Source organism: Clavibacter michiganensis (genome assembly GCF_002151125.1).
Lineage (GTDB): Bacteria > Actinomycetota > Actinomycetes > Actinomycetales > Microbacteriaceae > Clavibacter > Clavibacter michiganensis_C.
Map to the genome: position 1 here is coordinate 373,849 of NZ_MDJZ01000005.1, position 19,659 is coordinate 393,507.

General features: G+C 74.1%; 12 protein-coding genes, 1 tRNA gene and 1 other RNA gene. 5 read left to right on the forward strand and 9 right to left on the reverse strand.

Annotated elements, in window-relative coordinates; translation table 11 throughout:
• Positions 1–78 precede the first annotated feature (78 nt).
• The 8 genes from recR to ffs form a co-directional block, all read right to left on the reverse strand.
• A complete protein-coding gene (recR, locus tag BFL37_RS04325; protein WP_012297640.1) occupies positions 79–678 on the reverse strand; it encodes a recombination mediator RecR in 600 nt (199 codons plus the stop codon).
• 6 nt (positions 679–684) lie between these two features.
• Positions 685–3,168: a DNA polymerase III subunit gamma and tau gene (locus BFL37_RS04330; protein ID WP_086513917.1), complete on the reverse strand. Its 2,484-nt coding sequence runs from the start codon at positions 3,166–3,168 to the stop codon at positions 685–687.
• Positions 3,169–3,215: 47 nt separating this feature from the next.
• A complete protein-coding gene (locus BFL37_RS04335; protein ID WP_241533849.1) occupies positions 3,216–4,310 on the reverse strand; it encodes an HTTM domain-containing protein in 1,095 nt (364 codons plus the stop codon).
• A 98-nt stretch (positions 4,311–4,408) separates the two neighbouring features.
• Positions 4,409–5,119: a DUF5819 family protein gene (locus BFL37_RS04340; protein WP_241533850.1), complete on the reverse strand. Its 711-nt coding sequence runs from the start codon at positions 5,117–5,119 to the stop codon at positions 4,409–4,411.
• Positions 5,120–5,426: 307 nt separating this feature from the next.
• Positions 5,427–8,912 carry a choice-of-anchor G family protein gene (locus BFL37_RS04345; RefSeq protein WP_143331580.1) on the reverse strand — a complete coding sequence of 1,162 codons (3,486 nt, stop codon included), beginning with the start codon at positions 8,910–8,912 and terminating at the stop codon, positions 5,427–5,429.
• Positions 8,913–9,176: 264 nt separating this feature from the next.
• Entirely contained in the window at positions 9,177–10,367 is a 1,191-nt protein-coding gene (locus BFL37_RS04350) for an acetate/propionate family kinase (RefSeq protein WP_086513920.1), read from the reverse strand.
• Between the two features lie 102 nt (positions 10,368–10,469).
• Entirely contained in the window at positions 10,470–12,587 is a 2,118-nt protein-coding gene (pta, locus tag BFL37_RS04355) for a phosphate acetyltransferase (RefSeq protein ID WP_086513921.1), read from the reverse strand.
• 49 nt (positions 12,588–12,636) lie between these two features.
• An RNA gene (ffs, locus tag BFL37_RS04360) (signal recognition particle sRNA small type) lies at positions 12,637–12,733 on the reverse strand.
• A gap of 85 nt (positions 12,734–12,818) precedes the next feature.
• Between ffs and BFL37_RS04365 the strand changes: the two genes are divergently transcribed.
• The 5 genes from BFL37_RS04365 to BFL37_RS04385 all read left to right on the forward strand — a co-directional run bounded on the left by BFL37_RS04365 (position 12,819) and on the right by BFL37_RS04385 (position 18,580).
• Positions 12,819–13,472, forward strand: coding sequence for an SDR family oxidoreductase (locus BFL37_RS04365; protein ID WP_086513922.1), 654 nt, complete (start codon positions 12,819–12,821; stop codon positions 13,470–13,472).
• Positions 13,473–13,873: 401 nt separating this feature from the next.
• Positions 13,874–16,657 (forward strand): LuxR C-terminal-related transcriptional regulator, encoded by a 2,784-nt coding sequence (locus BFL37_RS04370; RefSeq protein WP_241533851.1) that lies wholly within the window; start codon positions 13,874–13,876, stop codon positions 16,655–16,657.
• A 46-nt stretch (positions 16,658–16,703) separates the two neighbouring features.
• Positions 16,704–16,791: transfer RNA gene (locus BFL37_RS04375), tRNA-Ser, on the forward strand.
• A 245-nt stretch (positions 16,792–17,036) separates the two neighbouring features.
• Positions 17,037–17,687, forward strand: coding sequence for a hypothetical protein (locus BFL37_RS04380; RefSeq protein WP_086513924.1), 651 nt, complete (start codon positions 17,037–17,039; stop codon positions 17,685–17,687).
• Complete coding sequence (locus BFL37_RS04385) at positions 17,687–18,580, forward strand: aminoglycoside phosphotransferase family protein (protein ID WP_086513925.1); 894 nt, start codon at positions 17,687–17,689, stop codon at positions 18,578–18,580. Before BFL37_RS04380 ends, BFL37_RS04385 begins: the two co-directional genes overlap by 1 nt.
• Here BFL37_RS04385 and BFL37_RS04390 read toward each other — a convergent pair.
• Positions 18,577–19,656, reverse strand: coding sequence for a heparan-alpha-glucosaminide N-acetyltransferase domain-containing protein (locus BFL37_RS04390; protein WP_086513926.1), 1,080 nt, complete (start codon positions 19,654–19,656; stop codon positions 18,577–18,579). The two genes, BFL37_RS04385 and BFL37_RS04390, sit on opposite strands and share 4 nt — an antisense overlap.
• Positions 19,657–19,659: the final 3 nt, after the last annotated feature.

The following is a 19,659-nucleotide window of genomic DNA, read 5'->3' on the forward strand; positions in this document are numbered from 1 at the left end:
GGTGGGCGCGGGCGGCCCGGTTCACGATCATATGGGGGCGGCCTCCGCGGATCCGCCGCGTGACGCGGTGCGCGCGGGTCACTCCCCCACGAGGCGCCGGCCCTCGAAGGCGCGGCCGAGCGTGACCTCGTCGGCGTACTCGAGGTCGCCGCCGACGGGGAGGCCGGAGGCGAGGCGCGTGACGCGGATGTCGAAGGTGGAGAGCAGCCGCGAGAGGTAGGTGGCGGTCGCCTCGCCCTCCAGGTTCGGGTCCGTGGCGATGATGACCTCGGTGACCGTGGCGTCGGCGAGTCGCTGCATGAGCTGGCGGATGCGGAGGTCGTCCGGTCCGATGCCGTCGATGGGGCTGATGGCCCCGCCGAGGACATGGTAGAGCCCGCGGAACTCGCGCGTGCGCTCGATGGCGACGACGTCCTTCGCCTCCTCGACCACGCAGATGGTGGCGGGGCTGCGGCGGGGGTCGCGGCAGATGCCGCAGGTCTCCTCCTCGCTCACGTTGCCGCAGATGGCGCAGAAGCGCACCTTGTCGCGGACGACGGTGAGCACCTCGGCCAGGCGGGAGACGTCGAACGTCTCCGTCTGGAGGATGTGGAACGCGATGCGCTGGGCGGACTTCGGGCCGATGCCCGGCAGGCGGCCGAGCTCGTCGATCAGCTCCTGGACGATTCCCTCGTACATGCGGCGCTAGTCCTGACCTGTGGGGCGGATGGTGGGGCGGGCCTTGCGCTCGACGGGCTTCTCCTCGATGAAGCTCGCCTGCAGGATCTCGCGGACGACGGACTCGCCGTAGCGCTGGGGCGCGGCGGCGGCGGACGGCGCCGCCTTGGCGGATGGCGCGGCCCTCGCGGCGGGGGCGTCGCCGGCCGTCGCCGCGGATCCGGCTGCCGGGGTCCGCTGCGCGGGGACGGAGCGGGCGACGGGCGGGGCCGAGTCGGGCGACGCGCCTCCCGTGGCCCAGCCGGGCTCGGCGGGGCCGAACTCGTCGGGGTCGGGCTCCTCGAAGTCGGGGACGTGCGCGTCCGGGACGACGGCCGATCCGCGGGCGGGCGCGCTCGGGGCGCTCGGCGCCGCCGGTGCAGCGGCTGCCGGCGCGGCCGGCGGCGCGGCGCGCTCGGGGCGGGAGGCCGGCGCGCGGACCGCCGGGGCCTCGGAGGCCCCGGGATCGGACGTGGGGATGGCCACCGTGGCCCACCCTCCGCCGGCCGGGGTCGTCTTCGCGGGGACGGCCTTCGCGGGAGGAGCGGACGCCGCGGCGGGGGCCGCCGGCTGCGCGGGCGGCGTCGCCGACGCGGATGCGGGCGGAACAGCACCGGCGCCGGCGCCGGATCCGCTCGGCGCCGTGTCGGGCGCGGACGGACGGGCCGCGCCGGCAGGCGGGGTGGCGGACGTGCTCGGCGCGGGCGCCGGGGATCCGGATCCGCCGCTGCTCGGGGCAGCGCCGCCCGAGGGAGCCGCGCTGCCCCCGTGCGGCTCGACGCGCGCGATGAACTTCACGCGGATGCCGAGGACGTCGAGGATCGCGGTGCGGAGGATGTCGCTGACGCCCTGCCCGGGAGCGCCGCGCTCCTTGAACCTCTCGGCGTCGTTCGCGCTGACGAAGGCGAGCGTGAGCACGTCGTCGGCGAGGGCGCGGGGCGTGGCGGTGACCGCGACGAGCCACGCGCTGCGCTTGGCCTTCTCGACGGCCTCCACGACCGACGGCCAGGAGTCCCGCAGCTGCTCGAAGGTGACGGGGCCGACGGGAGCGGCCGCCGCCGCCGCGGGGGCGGGGGCGGGCGCCGCGCTCTGCGCCGCGGAGGACCCGGCGGCAGCGGGCGCCGCTGACTCCGTGGGTGGGGTCGAGGTCGAGGCGGCGGGCTCGGCGGCGGGCTCGGCCGCCGGCGCGGGCTCCGCCGCGGGCGTCGGGGCGGAAGCGGGGACCCGCTTCGGGGCGGCAGGAGCCGGTGCAGCGACGGCGGGAGCAGCGGGAGCAGCGGCGGGTGCAGGATCCGCTCCCCCGTCGGCGACGCCGACGCGCCGCTCGAGACGCTCGACCCGGGCGAGGGCGCCGCGGTGCGTGTCGTCGCTGGCGGGCACGAGCACGCGCGCCACGAGCAGCTCGAGGTGGAGGCGCGGGGACGTGGCGCCCGTCATCTCTGTGAGGGCGGCGTTGACGACGTCGGCCGCGCGCGACAGCTCGACGGCGCCGAAGGCGACGGCCTGGGCGCGCATGCGCTCGAGCTCGTCCTCCGGGGTGCCGCGCAGCACGGCGGCCGCGCCCTCCACGGACGTGGCGCCGACGATGATGAGGTCGCGCAGGCGCTCGAGCAGGTCCTCCACGAAGCGGCGCGGATCCTGGCCGGTCTGGATGACACGGTCGACGCCCGCGAACGCACCTGCCGCGTCGTGCCGGGCGACCGCGTCGATGACCTCGTCGAGCAGGGCCGCGTGCGTGTAGCCCAGGAGGGCGACGGCGCGCTCGTACTCGACGCTCTCGTCCTCCGAGCCCGCGATGAGCTGGTCGAGCAGGGACAGCGTGTCGCGCACGGATCCCCCGCCGGCGCGCACGACGAGCGGCAGGACGCCGGGCGCCACCTGCACGCTCTCCTCGCGGGACAGGTGCTCCACGTAGTCGAGCATCTGGGCGGGCGGCACGAGACGGAAGGGGTAGTGGTGCGTGCGGGAGCGGATGGTGCCGATGACCTTGTCGGGCTCGGTGGTGGCGAAGATGAACTTCACGTGCTCGGGCGGCTCCTCCACGATCTTCAGCAGCGCGTTGAAGCCCTGCGGCGTGACCATGTGCGCCTCGTCGAGGATGAAGATCTTGTAGCGGTCGCGCGCGGGGGCGAAGACCGCCCGCTCGCGGATGTCGCGCGCGTCGTCGACGCCGTTGTGGCTCGCGGCGTCGATCTCGACCACGTCGAGCGACCCGCTGCCCTCGCGGCTGAGCTCGACGCAGCTGGGGCAGACGCCGCACGGGGTGTCCGTGGGGCCCTCGGCGCAGTTGAGGCAGCGCGCGAGGATGCGGGCCGACGTGGTCTTGCCGCAGCCGCGCGGACCGCTGAAGAGGTACGCGTGGTTGACGCGGTTGGTGCGCAGGGCCGTGCGCAACGGATCCGTCACCTGCGTCTGGCCGATGAGCTCGGCGAAGTTCTCTGGCCGATAACGGCGATACAGGGCGGTGACCACGATCCTGAGGATACCGGGCACCCCCGACCGTCCGGCCGCCGCGCGCGTCAGCGCTCGGCGGCCGCCTCGACGGCGGGGGCTGGGGAGGAGGAGCGGCCGGCCCGCGCGTCGCGGAGCCCGCGCATCCGCCCGGGCGCCTCCGTCCGCCACCGGCCGAGGAGCGCGAGCCCCTCCCGCCAGGTCGCGTCGCGCACGAACAGGAAGTCGAGCGCGATCATCGCGAGCGAGAACGGCCAGAGCCCGAGCAGCACGCCGATCATGACGTGCATGCCCGTGATCACGACGAGCGCGACGACACGGGTGGGCCGCCAGAGGATCAGCAGCGGGAACAGGCCCTGGAACGCGACCGCGGCGAAGCTGGCCAGCGCGATGCCGATGCTCGACTGCACGAGGAGGTCGTTCATCCACGGCCAGGGGCGGTACCCGTCGATGACGAGCGAGTAGTAGGTGGCTGTGCCGTTCCGCCACTCCTCCCCCTGCAGCTTGAGGATCGCGGAGTTCACGTAGATGAGCATGATCTGGTACGCGCAGAGCACCAGCGCCGTGTTGTGCAGGAGCACCGGGACGAGGCGCGGGATCCGCGCGGCGGCGCGCCGGGCCGCGAGCACCGGGGAGGACGCGGGTCGCGCACCCGGTCCGGCCTGGCGTCGGCGACGGACGGCATCGAGCGAGAAGTGCCGGGACAGGTCCGCGAAGAGCGCGAAGAACAGCGTCAGGCGCATGACCGTGTCGCCGCCGTTGGTGAGCAGCGTGCTGTTCGTGGAGAGGCTGATCCAGAGGAGAAGGAGGAACGGCGTCACGATGCGCGAGCGCCAGCCGAGGGTGAAGAGGACGGCGAGGACGGTCAGCGCCAGGTACGCCAGGTCGAAGAGCGTCGCATCCGTCTTCGAGAACAGGCCCGTGAAGAACGCCGGCCAGGCCCGGCGGGTGGCCTCGGGGTCGATGAAGCGGGATCCGACGCCCCAGAGGTAGTGGCGGTCGGCGAAGCACGTGACGAGCACGAGGAGGATCACGGCGCCGAGCGTGATGCGCAGCGCGGCGAAGCTGTAGGTGGCGTGCTCGCGCTCGGTCATCCAGGTGGCGATGCCGCGCGGCCAGCCTCCCGGGTGCCGGAGCGCCGCCAGCAGCTCGCGGTCCTGCATCGCCTGCCGGACCCGAGAGGCAGCGGCGGCGCGCGGACCGGGGCGCTCGGCGACGGAGGCAGGGCGGTCGGTACGTCGGATGTCGTGCGTTCCGGTGCTCATCGTGCGTACCTCTCCACCACTCCCTGATAGGCGCTGAGCGCCTGCGGATCGATGACGTCGTCCGCCTGGCGCCATCCGTAGGTCCGTGCCGTGGGCTCGAACTGCCTCTGCTCATCGAGACGGTTCTCGTAGTCGTTGGGACGGGTGGTCACGACGCGCCAGCGGACGCGCTCGATCTCACGACCGAAGTACGCGGTGCCCCAGTAGGTCGTGAACTCCTTCATGACGTAGTCGTAGCGGAGGAACGAGATGACGCGGCCCCTCGTGCCGTCCTCGAGGCCGGAGAGCTGCTCGACGAGCGAGGCGGGGGTCTTGGCGGCGAAGCCGGTGTCGGTGCGGCGGATGAACGTGTCGATCACGACGCGACGCTGCTCCGGGGTGAGCGCCTGGTAGCGGGTGCTGTACGCCTTCAGCAGGTTCGCGCTCTGCTTGTTGGTGCGGGACGCCTGGATGTCGCCGGCACCGGACTCGTACTCGGCCTCGGTGATGTCGACCCAGTCGCTCTTCACGAGGGCTCCGGAGTCGTCCCGCCACTGCGCCTGCATCTCGAGGTACCGGTTCGTCTTCTGGATGGCGGGGGCGAAGACGTTCCACTGCTGCCCGAAGTAGGGGCGGGCGGGGGCGGTGAGGGCGCGCGTCGTCGCGTTCTGCGGCACCGCCATGAGGATGGTCGTCGCCACGTAGACGGCGACGACCAGGAGAGCCACGGCCGCGCCGATGCGCGCACCACGGGTGAGCGGCGGGGCGGAGGCATCGCCTCGCAACCCGGAGCGGCGACGGGCGCTCTCCTCGCCACCGCTCCGAGGGGTCGTGACCTCCTCGGCGGTGGCGGCGTGGGCCCCGCGGGGCCGTCCCTGCGTCGTGTCGGTCATGGTGCGCCGTCCCCCTGGTGCGTCGGGTGCTCGGTGAGCTGGTGATGCTGCCGTGCCGGTCTCGTGGAGCGGTTCAGGGCGGGCAGCCCACGGCGTTCATGCCGTGGGCTGCCCGCCCGTCATCGCTGTCGTGCCTCCGGGATCACGCCCGGCGGCTGCGTCCCTGGTGGAGGGCGCCCGCGCCGGCGAGCATCATCAGGAGCGCGATGCCGCCCAGCAGGAACAGCCCGTCGGACTCGCCACCGGTCACCGGGAGGATGCCGCCGCCGTAGCCGCCGCCCCCTCCTCGGATCGGGGTGCCGGGCTGGCCGGCGGGCACCGTCTTCGCGACCACCGTGAAGTCGGTGTCCTCGAAGTCGGCCGGTCCGGACTCGCTGCCCGTCACCGTGACCGAGTGCGCGCCCAGCTCGAAGTCGGCGCCGACCGGGAAGGTGAAGAGCACCCGCCCGTCCGCGCCGGCCTTCTGCGAGGCCAGCGGCATCGGCGTCGAGTTCACCGTGGCGGAGACGGTCTCACCGGGGGTGAACCCGGTGCCCGTGACCTGCTGGATCACGCCGGTGCCGCGGACGACGGTCGGGAAGGCGACCGTCGCGCGGGTGACCTGGTCGGATCCGTCGGTGCCGTCGGTCGCGTCGGCGGCGTCCGTCGCGTCGGCGGCGTCGGTCGCGTCGGCGGCGTCCGTCGCGTCGGCGGCGTCGGTCGCGTCGGTCGCGTCGGCAGCGTCGGTCGCGTCGGTCGCGTCGGCAGCGTCGGTCGCGTCAACAGCGTCGGCCGCGTCCACGTCAGCGGCATCCACGTCAGCAGCGTCGGCCGCGTCCATGTCAGCGGCATCCACGTCAGCAGCGTCGACCGCGTCCACATCAGCCGCGTCCACGTCAGCAGCGTCAGCGGCATCCACGTCAGCAGCGTCAACCGCATCCACATCAGCAGCGTCGACCGCGTCTGCGTCGGCCGCGTCCACATCAGCAGCGTCGGCCGCGTCCACATCAGCAGCGTCGGCCGCGTCCACGTCAGCAGCGTCAGCGGCATCCACGTCAACCGCGTCTACGTCGGCAGCGTCGGCGTCAGCAGCGTCCACGTCGGCGGCATCCACGGCGTCTGCGGCATCCGCATCCACGTCAGCCGCGTCGACTGTGTCGGTGTCGACACCGTCGAGGTCCGTCGCGTCCACATCGAGAGCGTCCACGGCGTCGACCACGTCGACGTCGAGGGCATCGAGGTCAGCAGCATCGACATCCAAGACGTCCAGACCACCATCGAGGTCCAGCACATCCGACGCATCCACGACATCGACCGTGTCGGTGTCGACACCGTCGAGATCCGTCGCGTCCACATCGAGAGCGTCCACGGCGTCGACCACGTCGACGTCGAGGGCATCGAGGTCAGCAGCATCGACATCCAAGACGTCCAGACCACCATCGAGGTCCAGCACATCCGACGCATCCACGACATCGACCGTGTCGGTGTCGACACCGTCGAGATCCGTCGCGTCCACATCCAGCGCGTCCACGGCGTCGACCACATCGACATCCAGGGCGTCCAGGTCAGCGGCGTCGACGTCCAGCACGTCGAGCGTGCCGTCGAGGTCCAGGACGTCGGCGTCCACGTCCGTCAGGTCCGCGTCCGTGCCGTCGAGGTCCGTCGTGTCGACGTCGAGGCCGTCCACCACGTCGACCACGTCGACGTCGAGGGCATCGAGGTCAGCGGCATCGACGTCGAGGACGTCCAGGCCGCCGTCGAGGTCGAGCACGTCGACATCAGCACCGTCGGCGTCGGCCGCGGGCTGCGCGACCGTGAAGTCGACGGAGTCGGGCACGCCCGTGGGCACGCCGTCGACGCTCTGCTCGGCGGTCGCGGTGTACTCACCGGAGGGGAGCTGCTCGAACACCGCGGAGAAGGAACCGGTGACCGCGTCGGCCGGCACGGTCTGCGCGGGACGACCGGGGATCGTGACCGTGACGACGGCGCCGGGCTCGGCCGTGCCGCTCACGGTGACGTCCTGCGGGCCGACCGGGAAGGCCTGGCCGTCGGTCGGAGCCGTGATCACCACGGGCGCGACGGGTGCGACGACCGCGGCCTCCGCACGGACCGTGGAGGTGGCGAGGCCGATGACGGGTCCGTCGGCGGCGGGCAGCAGCTGGATCTCGAGGGCCGTCACGCTGAACGATCCGGGCTCGAAGCCCCTCTCGTCCGCGAAGTCGCCCGGAGTGTCCTGCGCGTTGACCGTCAGCCGCACGAGCGAGTCGAGGGCCGCGATGACGGGCGCGATGTCCGCGAGGACGGCACCGGTCACGGCCGTGAGCGCGTCGACGACGTCGGCCAGGTCGAGCAGGTCGGCGTTGTCACCGGCGAGGGCCGGGATGAGGCCGTCCGTGATGGCGGCCAGCAGGGGCTCCGTGATCGTGTCGAGGGGCAGCCCGACGAGGTTCGTCCCCGCGAGGCTGATGTCCGGGGCGGTGTTGCCGGGACCGGTGGGGTTCAGCAGCGACGACAGGGTCGTGTCGATGCCGATGACCACGTCGCCCAGGGGGACGTCGGGCAGACCCAGCGCGCCGGGCACGGTGACGGCGGCGGCGATGTCCGCCGACACGGCCGTCGCGTCGAGCACGGCCTCCAGCAGGCGCGCGGGGAGCTGCTCCGTGAGGATCGCGCGGAGCGCCGTCTCGACGGCCTGGTTCAGGAGCTCGGGGGTGAGGACGCGGGTGTTCGCGGCCTGTCCGTTGAGGTCCTGGATCTCGTCGAGGTCGAGCACGATCGTGCCCGCCTCGATGTCGATGGTGACCGGGCCGCTCGTGAGCGGCTCGGAGATGGCCGCCGCGACGGCCGCCTGTGTGTCCACGGCCGCCGTGATGTCGCTGGTGACGTCGGCGACGCCCAGCAGCGGCAGGTTCAGCGCGTCGCCGAGGAGTCCCCCGAGCAGCGCCTCCGTGTCGGCGTCGATCGCGACGCCGGTCTGGATCTGCGGGGCCAGGCCGTCGACGACGCCGGTGAGCGCGTCGGCGAGGCCGACGACGACGGGGCTCGTGAGCGTCGACTCGGCCGACGCGATCCGGTAGTCCGAGGTGGGGGTGCCGGCGCCCGTGTCCGTGGCGGTCGACGACACCGCGCCGAGGCGCAGCTCGGCGTCGGACAGCACGCCGGCGACGCCGGCGTCCGTGAGCGTGGGGGCGAGGTCGAGGACGATCTCCTGGCCCGAGCCCGGGTTGACCCCGATCGCGCCGCTGCCGGAGACGGCGCCCGCGGCGGCAGTGGCTCCCGCGGATCCGCTCGACGAGAACTGCTGGGCGACGCCGGCTTGCACGGCCTGATCCAGGCTCAGCACGTCGCCCGTCTGCACGCCCAGGGCGAGCTCGGCGGCGAGGAGGTCAGCGAGCACCGACGCGGCGATCGGCCCGTTCAGGGTCTCGGGATCGGGCGTCTCGCCGGGCGCGTACGCCGTGTAGGCACCCTCCAGCTCGACGATCGATCCCAGGTTGGAGAGCGTGAGGAGGCGTGCCTCCGCCTCCGCTCGATCCGTCTCGGCGGCGTTCGCGGGCAGGGTGCCCCCGAACGCGACGAGAGCCGCGGTCAACCCGAAGGCCGTCGCGGTGGCCAGGCTGCTTCTGCGCCTGGGCATGTGGATTGCCATGTGTGATCCCCTCGATTGCATGACAGGCCGCCGTCGCCGGAATTGGCCGCGGCCGTGCGTCGATGCCGAGAGGTGCCCCCAGCTGCCCCCGGCCCTCCGAGGCTCGCAGCCGACTCAGGACCCGACAACACTGGGCACCACCGGTCTGCTCCCGGCGGCGATCCCAGTGGTCATCCCAGCGGGACTACCGGGTCGGGCGCGGGCGGGACGACGAGAGGCCCGCTATCCGGTCGGATCGCGGGCCTCTCGGGCGGATGCGTCGGGTCAGCTCCCGGTGGCCGCCAACGACTGGCGGGCGATCTCGAGTTCCTCGTCGGTGGGGATCACGAGCACCGCGACGGGCGACCCCTCGGGGCTCACGAAGCGCGGCTCGGAGCTGATGAGCTCGTTGCGGTCGTCGTCGATGCCGATGCCCATGAACTCGAGCCCCGCGAGGGAGCGGCGGCGCACGAGCGGGTTGTTCTCGCCGACGCCCGCGGTGAACACCACCGCGTCGACGCCGCCGAGCTGCGCCGCGTACGCGCCGACGTAGTGGCGGATCCGGTGCCGGTAGACCCCGAGCGCGGTCTGCGCGGCCTCGTCGCCGTCGGCCGCGGCGCGCTGCACGTCGCGCATGTCACCGAGCCCGGTCAGGCCGAGCAGCCCGCTCCTCCGGTTGAGCAGGGTCTCGAGCTCGTCGAGCCCGAGGTCGGTGTGGCGGGCGAGGTGGAACAGGATCGCGGGGTCGATGTCGCCGGAGCGCGTCCCCATCACGAGGCCCTCGAGCGGCGTGAGGCCCATCGACGTGTCGATGGAGCGGCCGCCCTGCACCGCGGCCGCCGAGGCGCCGTTGCCGAGGTGCAGCACGATGATCCGCGTCTCCTCCAGCGGCTTCCCGAGCAGCTCCGCGGCGGCCTCCGAGACGAACTTGTGGCTCGTGCCGTGGAACCCGTAGCGGCGGATGCGGTGCGCGGCCGCGAGCTCCCGGTCGATCGCGTACGTGTACGCCTCGGCCGGGAGCGTCTGGTGGAACGCGGTGTCGAAGACGGCGACGTGCGGCACGTCGGGGAACGCGGTCTGAGCCGCCTCGATCCCCTGCAGCGCGCCCGGGTTGTGCAGCGGCGCGAGGGCCGAGAGGTCGTCGATGTCGGCCTTCACCCGGTCGGTGACCACGGTGGGCTCGACGAACACGTCCCCGCCGTGGACGACGCGGTGGCCGACGGCGACGGGCGGGTTCTCGTCCAGCGAGGGGCCGTGCTCGGCGAAGGCGTCGAGCATGGCCTGGAACCCGGCGGTGTGGTCGGCGATGGGCAGCTCGCGCTCCGAGGAGTCCCCGCCCGCCCTGTGCCGGGTGGATCCGGTGGGCTCGCCGATGCGCTCGACGAGCCCGGACGCGAGCACGGACTCCGTGTCCATCTCGATGAGCTGGTACTTGAACGACGACGATCCGGAGTTGACGACGAGGACGACGGGCACGGGCGGGCTCCTGACGGGTGCGGCGGACGGGGACGAGCGGGACGGACGGGGACGAGCGGAACGGGCGGGGACGAGCGGGACGGGCGAGCGGACGGACGGACCTCAGCCCGCCTCGATCCCCTCGGCCTGGATGGCGGTGATGGCGACGGTGTTGACGATGTCCTGCACGAGCGCGCCGCGCGAGAGGTCGTTGATGGGCTTGCGGAGGCCCTGCAGCACGGGCCCGATGGCGACCGCGCCGGCCGAGCGCTGCACGGCCTTGTAGGTGTTGTTGCCCGTGTTGAGGTCCGGGAAGATGAACACCGTCGCGCGGCCGGCGACCTGCGAGTCGGGCATCTTGGTGGCCGCGACCGCCGCGTCCGCCGCCGCGTCGTACTGGATGGGGCCCTCGACCGCGAGGTCCGGCCGCAGCTCCCGCACGCGCGCCGTGGCCTGGCGCACCTTCTCCACGTCGGCGCCCGCTCCCGACTCCCCCGTCGAGTACGACAGCATCGCGATGCGCGGCTCGATGCCGAACTGCGCCGCGGTCTCCGCCGAGGAGATGGCGATGTCGGCGAGCTGGTCGGCCGTGGGATCCGGGTTCACGGCGCAGTCGCCGTAGACGAGCACGCGGTCGGCGAGCGCCATGAGGAACACGGACGAGACGACGGAGACGCCTGCGGTGGTCTTGATGATCTCGAACCCCGGCCGGATGGTGTGCGCCGTGGTGTGCGCAGCGCCGGAGACCATGCCGTCGGCCAGGCCGAGCTGCACCATCATCGTGCCGAAGTAGGACACGTCGGTGACGGTCTCGCGCGCGATGTCCAGCACCATGCCCTTGTGCGCACGCAGCTTGACGTACTCCTCGGCGAAGCGCTCGCGGAGCACGGCGTCGAACGGGCTGAGCACGGTCGCGCGGCCGATGTCGATGCCGAGGCCGATGGCGCGCGAGCGCACCTCGATCTCCTCGCCGAGGATCGTGACGTCGGCGATGCCGCGGCTGAGGATCGTGCCCGCGGCGCGCAGCACGCGGTCGTCCGTGCCCTCGGGCAGCACGATCCGCTTGCCGGCCTTCCGGGCCCGTTCGATGAGGCCGTACTCGAACATGAGCGGCGTGACGACGTCGGAGCGGCTGACGTCGAGGAGCTCGAGCAGCCGCGAGGTGTCGACGTGCTGCTCGAAGGCGGCGAGCGCCGTGTCCATCTTGCGGGCCGACTCGGGCGACAGCCGGCCGCGGGTCTGCGTGATGCGCTTCGCCGTCTCGTAGGTGCCGAGCTCGGTGGAGATGATCGGGAGGGTCTGGTCGAGCCCGGCGATGAGCGTCTCGATCGTGGGCGACAGCGCGAAGCCGCCGTTCAGCACGATGCCCGCGACGGTCGGGAAGGTCTCGGAGGCGTGGGCCGTGAGCACGCCGAGGAGGACCTCGCTGCGGTCGCCGGGGATCACGACGATGGCGCCCTCGGTGAGCCGCGCCAGCACGTTCTCCATCGACATGGCGGAGACCACCACGCCGAGCGCCTCGCGACTGAGGAGCGCGGGGTCGCCCTTGACGAGCTCGCCGTCGACGGCCGTCAGCAGCTCGGCGACGGTCGGCGCGACGAGGAACGCGTCCTCCGGGATCGCCCAGACGGGCACGTGCGGCGCCCGCGCCTGGAGCGACGCGGGCACGGCCGCGGGGATCGCGGCCGTGATGGCGTCGAGCTGCTCGGGGTCGGCGCGGTTCACGACGACGCCGAGGAGGCCCGCGTGCGCGGTGACCAGCTCCGGGATGGCGAGGTCGGCGATCTGGCGCATCTCGTCGGGGCTGCGGCCGCCGGTCTCGTCGGCGCGGCGGCCCGTGAGCACGAGCAGCACGGGGGCGCCGAGGTTCGCCGCGATGCGCGCGTTGAAGGACAGCTCGGTGGGGCTGCCGACGTCGGTGTAGTCGCTGCCGACGATGACGACGGCGTCGCACTTCGCCTCCACGGCCTTGTAGCGCTCGACGATGCGGGAGAGCGCGGCCTCGGGATCCGCGTGCACGTCGTCGTAGGTGACGCCCACGCACTCGTCGTAGTCGAGGTCCACGCCGTCGTGCGAGAGCAGCGCCTCGAGCACGTAGTCGCGCTCCACGATGGAGCGGGCGATGGGCCGGAACACGCCCACGCGCTGGATCTGGTGGGTGAGGGTGTCGAGCACGCCCAGCGCGACCGTCGACTTTCCCGAGTGCCCTTCGGCGGACGTGATGTAGATGCTCCGAGCCATGCGGCAAGCCTATGGGCGTCGCCTGCACGGCAGCCTGCCCGCGTTAAAAGGAGAAGACCCCTCGCGCACCTGCCAGAGCCCGGCTGCCCTTGCTGCGTCTCCGCCCTGGGGGAGTTCACCTGGATGGCACCACGCGAGGAGCCGACACCGAGTGTACCGGACGCCGGGCGGGATCCGGGCTCCCGGCGGCGATCAGGAGCCGGTCACCGCGCCGGGCGTACCGTGGGTGGCATGCGCATCATCATCGCCGGAGGACACGGCCAGATCGCCCGACTGCTCGAACGACGCCTCGCCGACCAGGGCCACCAGCCCGTCGGCATCGTCCGCAACCCGGACCACGCGTCCGACCTCGCCGAGGCCGGGGCGGAGGCGCTCGTGCTCGACCTGGAGAAGAGCGACGTCTCCCAGGTCGCCGAGGCGCTCCAGGGAGCCGACGCCGTGGTCTTCGCGGCGGGCGGCGGTCCCGACTCGGGACCCGAGCGCAAGCTCACCATCGACCGCGACGGCGCCATCCTGCTCGCCGACGCCGCCCAGCAGGCGGGCATCACCCGCTACGTCATGATCTCCGCCATGGCCGTCGACGGCTTCGACCCCGACAGCGACGACACCTACGAGATCTACCAGCGCGCGAAGTCCGAGGCGGACGCCGACCTGCGTGCCCGCGACATCGACTGGACCATCGTGCGTCCCGGCGGCCTCACCGACGACCCCGGCACCGGCCGGATCCAGGTCGGCAGCTCCACCGGCCGCGGCACCATCCCCCGCGCGGACGTCGCCGAGATCGTCGCGACCGCGCTCATCGACGGCACGGGCGTCCGCGTCCAGTTCGAGGCGATCTCGGGCGAGGAGCCCGTCGCCGAGGCCATCGCGGGCCTCCGCTACTAGCGGCACCCGCTCGCCGCGCGCGTCGCGCGCGTCGGAGATGACGGCCCCCTCCTCCCCGGAGGGGGCCGTCATCCGCTTCCGGGCCTGCTGAGGCACCCGGGTCGTGCCGCGGGCGACGCGTCGGGGCGACGGCACCCGAAGCCGTCGTCCTCCCGTGCATCGCACGCATCGTGCGCCGGAGCGCACCGTCCGGAGCATCCCCATGCCCGGACATGGACAACACGCTAGGAGCCCCGGGCCGTGTCCCCCACAGTGCGGACTACTTATTTCCGCGGTGCATCCGATCAGTAAACGTCGGTCGACCTGGTCGGGACCCCGCATTCCGCGCAAGATGGATGCACAGGGATCGCGCGGCCTCGGGGGATGCGGTGCGAACCACCGCTTTCCGCGACGGGGGTCACATGAAGCAGATGACGCGCACCTACCTGAGGTCGACGAACGTCGAGGGTCCGGCTCCGGGCCGCGCCGGCCGGGCACGCGACCTCGAGACGCTCGAGCGCTGGCTCGCCGCGGGCACGAGCGCCGTGGTCACCGGCAGCGTCGGATCCGGTCGCAGCCACGTCGCGGGACGCGTCGCGGACGCCCTGACCCGCAGCGGCCTCACGGTGATCCGCGCCCACGCCTCCACGCCCGACCTCGCGGACGTCCTCCGCCGGGTCATCGACCCGGCCCCCGGGCTCCGCTCCGCCCGGCCGGTCCCGACCGCGCGCCCCGTGGTCGTCGTCGACGACGCCCACCTCATGACTCCCGAGCTGCGCACGGCGCTCGCCGACGCCCGGGCGGGCGAGCGCTGCACGCTGCTCGTGACCGTCGACGACACCGGCGGCGACGCCCGACAGCTCCTCGCCCGGGATCCCGGACCCGGCGGCGACCCGGCCGCGCGCACGGCGCAGGCCGCGCACGAGATCCTCGGCCTCTGGCGGAACGGCTACGCGGAGCGGCTCGACCTCTCCCCGCTCGACCCGGCCGAGGTCGACGCGATGATCGACTCCATCGCCGGCCAGGTGGCGCTCGACCAGGCGACGCGGGTGCAGATCCAGCGCCGCAGCGCCGGCCGCCCCTTCCTCGTCCGCGAGCTGACCTTCGAGGCGCTCGAGTCCGACGGCACGGAGCGGAGCGTCACCGGCTACGCCTTCCCGAGCCCGCACGCACCGCGCGCCCGCATCCTCGAGCTCGTCTCCTCCCGCGTCTCGAAGCTCGGCGACGACGAGCGCAGCACCCTCGTGCTCCTGGCGCGCCTCGACGGCGTGCCGTACCAGCGCGCCGCCCGCCTGTTCGGCGAGACGATCCTGCGGGTGCTCGGCGCGCGCGGACTGGCGCGCGTGCAGGGACAGGGGGACCGGATCCTCCGCGCCGACCTGCTGGAGGCCGAGGCCGCCCTCGCCCGCACCGACCCGGACGCGGTCGAGGCCCTCACCTGCCGGGTGGTGCGCTCGCTCCTCCAGGAGGCCGCGCACGGCGTGCCGCTCAGCCCCAAGGAGAGCCTGCTGATCGCGCGGACGCTCACCGACGACCGCCGGCGCGAGGCCCTCGAGCGCTTCGGTCCGGGCACCCTCGCGTCCGTGCACCTGGTCGCCGCGCGCCTGGCCAACGACGTCGGCATGACCCATGACGCGCTCGCCTTCGCGGGCGTCGCCTCGCAGTGCGGATCGGAGGCGTACGCGGCCTGCGAGACCGCGCGTGCGCTGACCGTCCTCGGCAACCCCGCCCGCGCGATGGAGGTCCTCGATTCGCTGGACGACGCGGGGCTCACGCCCGCCGAGCGGGTCGAGGCGCTGCACTGGCGCGTCCTGTCGACGCTCGCCGCGATGCCGGGGACCGACCGCGTCCGCGGGCTGCTCGAGGGCGTCGCGCGGGACGCGGACGCGGATCCCGACGAGCGCGCGCAGGCCGCCGTGATCGACTCCGCCATGTCGCTCGGGCTGATGGAGTGGGAGGCGGCGCTCGCCGCGGCCCGCGACGCGGCCTCCCTCACGTCGAGCCCGCTCGTGCTCCTCCGGGCGCAGCGCACGGTCGTCCTCGCGCTCGGCCACCTCGGTCGGGGCGCGGAGCTCGGCGACGCGATCGACCACGGGCTGGGGCTCGTCGCCGGCCGCGCCGACCGCCTCGGGACCTACGACGACATCCTCCTCGAGGAGGCGCGCCTCGAGCTGCTCTCCGCGAGCGCGTTCAGCCGACGCCTGTGCCGCCTCGACCTCCCCGACCTCGAGCGCGAGCTCGACGCGTGGGTCGAGTCCGCGATCGCGCAGGACGCGCAGTGGTTCATCCCCGTCCTCGGCGCGATCATGGGCGGCGTGGCCCTCGACCTCGGGCGGCTCGACCGCGCGGAGGCAGAGCTCACCCTCGCGGACGACCGCCTCATCGGCCCGGACATCGGCACCTGGCGGCTCTGGATCGGGATGCAGCGCGCCCGCGTGCTCGCGCTCCGAGGCCGCCCCGACGAGGCCGAGCGCATCGCGACGGGGATAGCGCACCGCGCCGACCCGCGCTACCCGTACCAGCGCATGCTCGCCGAGGGCGTGCACGTGGAGATCCTCGCGTCCCGAGGCCGGCCGGAGGAGGCGGCGACGCTGCTCCTCGACGTGGGCGACCTCAGCGGGGATGCGCACGCGCTCCGGGCGGGCATGCTGTTCCGCGCCTGGACGCTCGGATCCACCGACCCCCGCCTCGTCGCGGGCGCCCGGCTGGTGCGCGACCGCACCGACGTCCCGGCCCTGCACGGCATGGCCGAGGTGGTCGAGGGGTCCCGCACCGGCGACGCCGCGCTCGTCGCGCAGGGCGTGCGGACGCTGGAGGCGGCTGGCCTGCAGCCGGAGGCGCGCGTCGCCTGCGAGGACCTCCTCCGGATGCTCGGGGGCGACGCGTCCTACCCCGCGCTCGCCGACGCGCGTGCGGCGCTCGCGCGGATCCAGGCACGCATCGACCGCGGTGCACCCGCGGCCGCCACGACCCCCGTCGCGCCGGCCCTCGACGTGAGCATGCTGACCCGGCGGGAGCTCGAGATCGGCGTGCTGGCGGCGCAGGGGCTGAGCAACCGGGAGATCGCCGGCCGCCTGTTCCTGTCCGTCCGCACGGTCGAGTCGCACCTCTACCAGGCGCGCGCGAAGCTCGGCGCGCCGTCGCGGCGGGCCCTCGCGGGACTGCTGGACACCCCGGGTGCATCGAGCCTGGTCGCGGGCAGGTAGTATCGACGGGTGCCGCCGCGTTCCTGACGCCAGCGGCACGCGTCATGGAGGATTCGCCTAGTGGCCTATGGCGCACGCTTGGAAAGCGTGTTGGGTGAAAGCCCTCAGGGGTTCGAATCCCCTATCCTCCGCCAGTCGCACGAGAGCCCCGACGGACCCCGGTCCGGCGGGGCTCTCGCCGTCCCGGGCGACGCGCCGCTGTACCCCTGCCGGTTCCCCGTGTCCCCCATAGCGCCCCTGCCCGCCCGCCGCGCACCCGCCTAGGCTGGACCGGTCGTCCCGCCCGCACCCGCGGGCGCAGCCCGTCCCGAGACGCGGGCCGCGCACCGGACGACGGCGGACGCGGCGACGGCGTCGGCATCCGACGACCGGAGGCGACGTGCAGCACGACGGCGACGCGCTCCGCGACGGCCCGAGCGCGCTGATGCGCCCGCGCACGGCGCTCCTGCGGCAGCTCGCCCTCGCGACGCTCGCGCTCGTCGTCCCGCTGGGGGCGGCGCTCCTGGTGCTCGCCGTCCCCACGGGGAACGCGGCCGCCGTGATCCTCGGCGTCGTCGTGGTCGCGCTCCTCGGCGCCCTCCTCGCCGCGCTGTACCTCACCTCGTACGTGCGCATCTCCTACGCGACGGGCGACGTCGAGTCCCGCTTCCTGGGGAGGCGCACGCGCATCCGCCGCGGCGCCGTGCGCCAGCTCCTGGTGGTGCACGTCTACCAGGGGCTCACGCTCGACACGCAGCCGCGCCTGTTCGTGCTGGACGTCGACGGCCGGCTCCTCCTCCGCCTCAGCGGGCACGTGTACGACCTGTGGACCATGCGCTCGCTGGCCGCCGACCTCGACCTCCCGCTCACGGAGCAGGCGAAGGTGCTGACGATGGCGGAGCTGCGCGGGTCCCGCCGCGGGATCCTGCCCTGGTACGAGCGGTCGCGGATCGCGCTGGCCGGGGCCCTCGTCCTCCTGGGCGTCGGCGCGATCGGCGCCGTGGTCGGGATCATGGCGCTCACGGGCGTCCCCGTGTCGATCCGGCTCTGATGGACGCGATCCCCGCGGGGCTCCGGCCCCTCCTCGAGCGCTGGCGGCTGGATCCGGACGGCCCGGCCGTCCGCACCGCCAGCAGCGTCCTCGCCCCCGTCCGCCGCGACGGCGCGCGCCTGATGCTCAAGGTGCCGCTCGTGGAGGAGGAGCGGCGCGGCGGCCGGCTGATGGCCGCGTGGGACGGCCGCGGCGCCGCTCCCGTGCTCGCCTCCGACGCCGACGGCGCCCTGCTCATGGCGCGCGCGGACGACCCGGGGATCCTCGTGCGGGAGGCGTCCGCGGACGGACCGGACGCGGACGCGCGCGACGACCGGGCCACGCGGATCCTCGCCCGCGCCGCCCGGCGGCTGCACCGCGTGCCGCTCGACGCGCGGGTCGTCGGCGAGGCGGTCCCGCTCGCCGTCTGGTTCCGCGAGCTGGTCGAGCCCGTCCGCCCGCTCCCCCGCGGCCTCGCCCGCGGCCAGGCGGTCGCCCGGGAGCTGCTCGCCGGATCCGGGCAGACCGCGGTGCTGCACGGGGACGTCCACCACGGCAACGTCCTGCGCTTCGGCGGCGGATCCCGCGACGCCGACGACGGCGACGACTGGCGCGCCATCGACCCCAAGGCCCTCGTGGGCGACCCCGGCTTCGACGCGGCGAACGTCCTCGCGAACCCGACCCCCGCGATCGCGCTGCGCCCCGGACGCCTGGCGCGGCGGGCCCGCGTGGTCGCCGAGGAGACGGGCGCGGACCTCGACGCCGTGCTCGCGTGGACGGAGGCGTGGTGCGCGCTGTCCGCGGCGTGGGCCGTCGACGACGCCGCGCGCCGCCCGCGGGTGGAGGCGCTGCTCCGGCTCGGGGCGTCGGCACGCGACGCTCGCCCGGGCCCGGGCCCCGGCCGCACGCTCTAGCGGACGCCCTCCGGCGCGCGCTCCCGGGAGCCGCGCGGCGCCAGGTCCGACGCGCGCCCCGCCACGGCGCCGAGCGCGCGCTCGAGCGGACCGCGCCCGAGGATCCGCGTCCAGAGCAGGCAGAGCACCACCGTCACGACGACGAACGCCAGGTACGCGCCGTCGTCCGCGATGAGGTCGCCCTCGGGCGCGACGAGGTCGATGACCACGATGTGCACCGCGTACACGGTGAGCGCGAGCTGCCCGACGGCCTCCAGCGGCACGAGGACGGCGGGCAGGAGGGCGGCGATCCGCAGGCACAGCCCGATGACCGCGATGGCGAAGCCGCCGGACCCCACCACCTCGAACGGCGACCCCTCGTGCGGCGTCGTCGAGAGGATGAACTCCCACCCGGGCCGCGGGGCGGGCAGCGCCGCCTCGAGGAGCGCCGAGCCGCCGTAGGCGAGGACGGCGAGGCCGGTGCCCACCGTCACGAGCAGCAGCTGGACGCGCGCGGAGCGGAGCGCGAGCCGGCCGATCCCGAGGCCCGCGATCGCGAACGCGACCCAGGTGAGCGCCGGGTAGTGGCCGGTGACCACGAGGAGCACGAACGGGTCGGGCCGCATGACGACGCCGTCGAAGTGGATCACGAGGGCCGTCGTCGCGACCGGCAGCGCGACGGCGGCCACCGCGGCGAGCGCCAGCAGCCGGGACGCGCGCCAGCGCAGCAGCGGCAGCACGGCGACGAACAGCACGGCGTAGACCTCGAGGATCACCGCGACGTAGGTCTGCAGCGACGCCAGCAGCCCGCCGAGGAGGAACAGGCACGCGGCGCGCACGAGGATCCTCAGCCGCACGCGCGCGAGGTCGCTCCCGTCCGCCGGCCGCTCGCGTCCCGACATGAGCGCGATGGACACGCCCGCCAGCGTCGCGAACAGGATGGACGACCGCCCGTCGGTGACGGCGAGCCAGGACGCCGGGTCGTCGAGCACGAGGGTGCGCGGCACGGCGACGTGCGCGGCCATCATCCCGAGGACCGCGAGCCCGCGCGCGGCGTCGATCCCCCGGAGGCGGGCCGGGTCGCGGGCGGGGCTCATGGC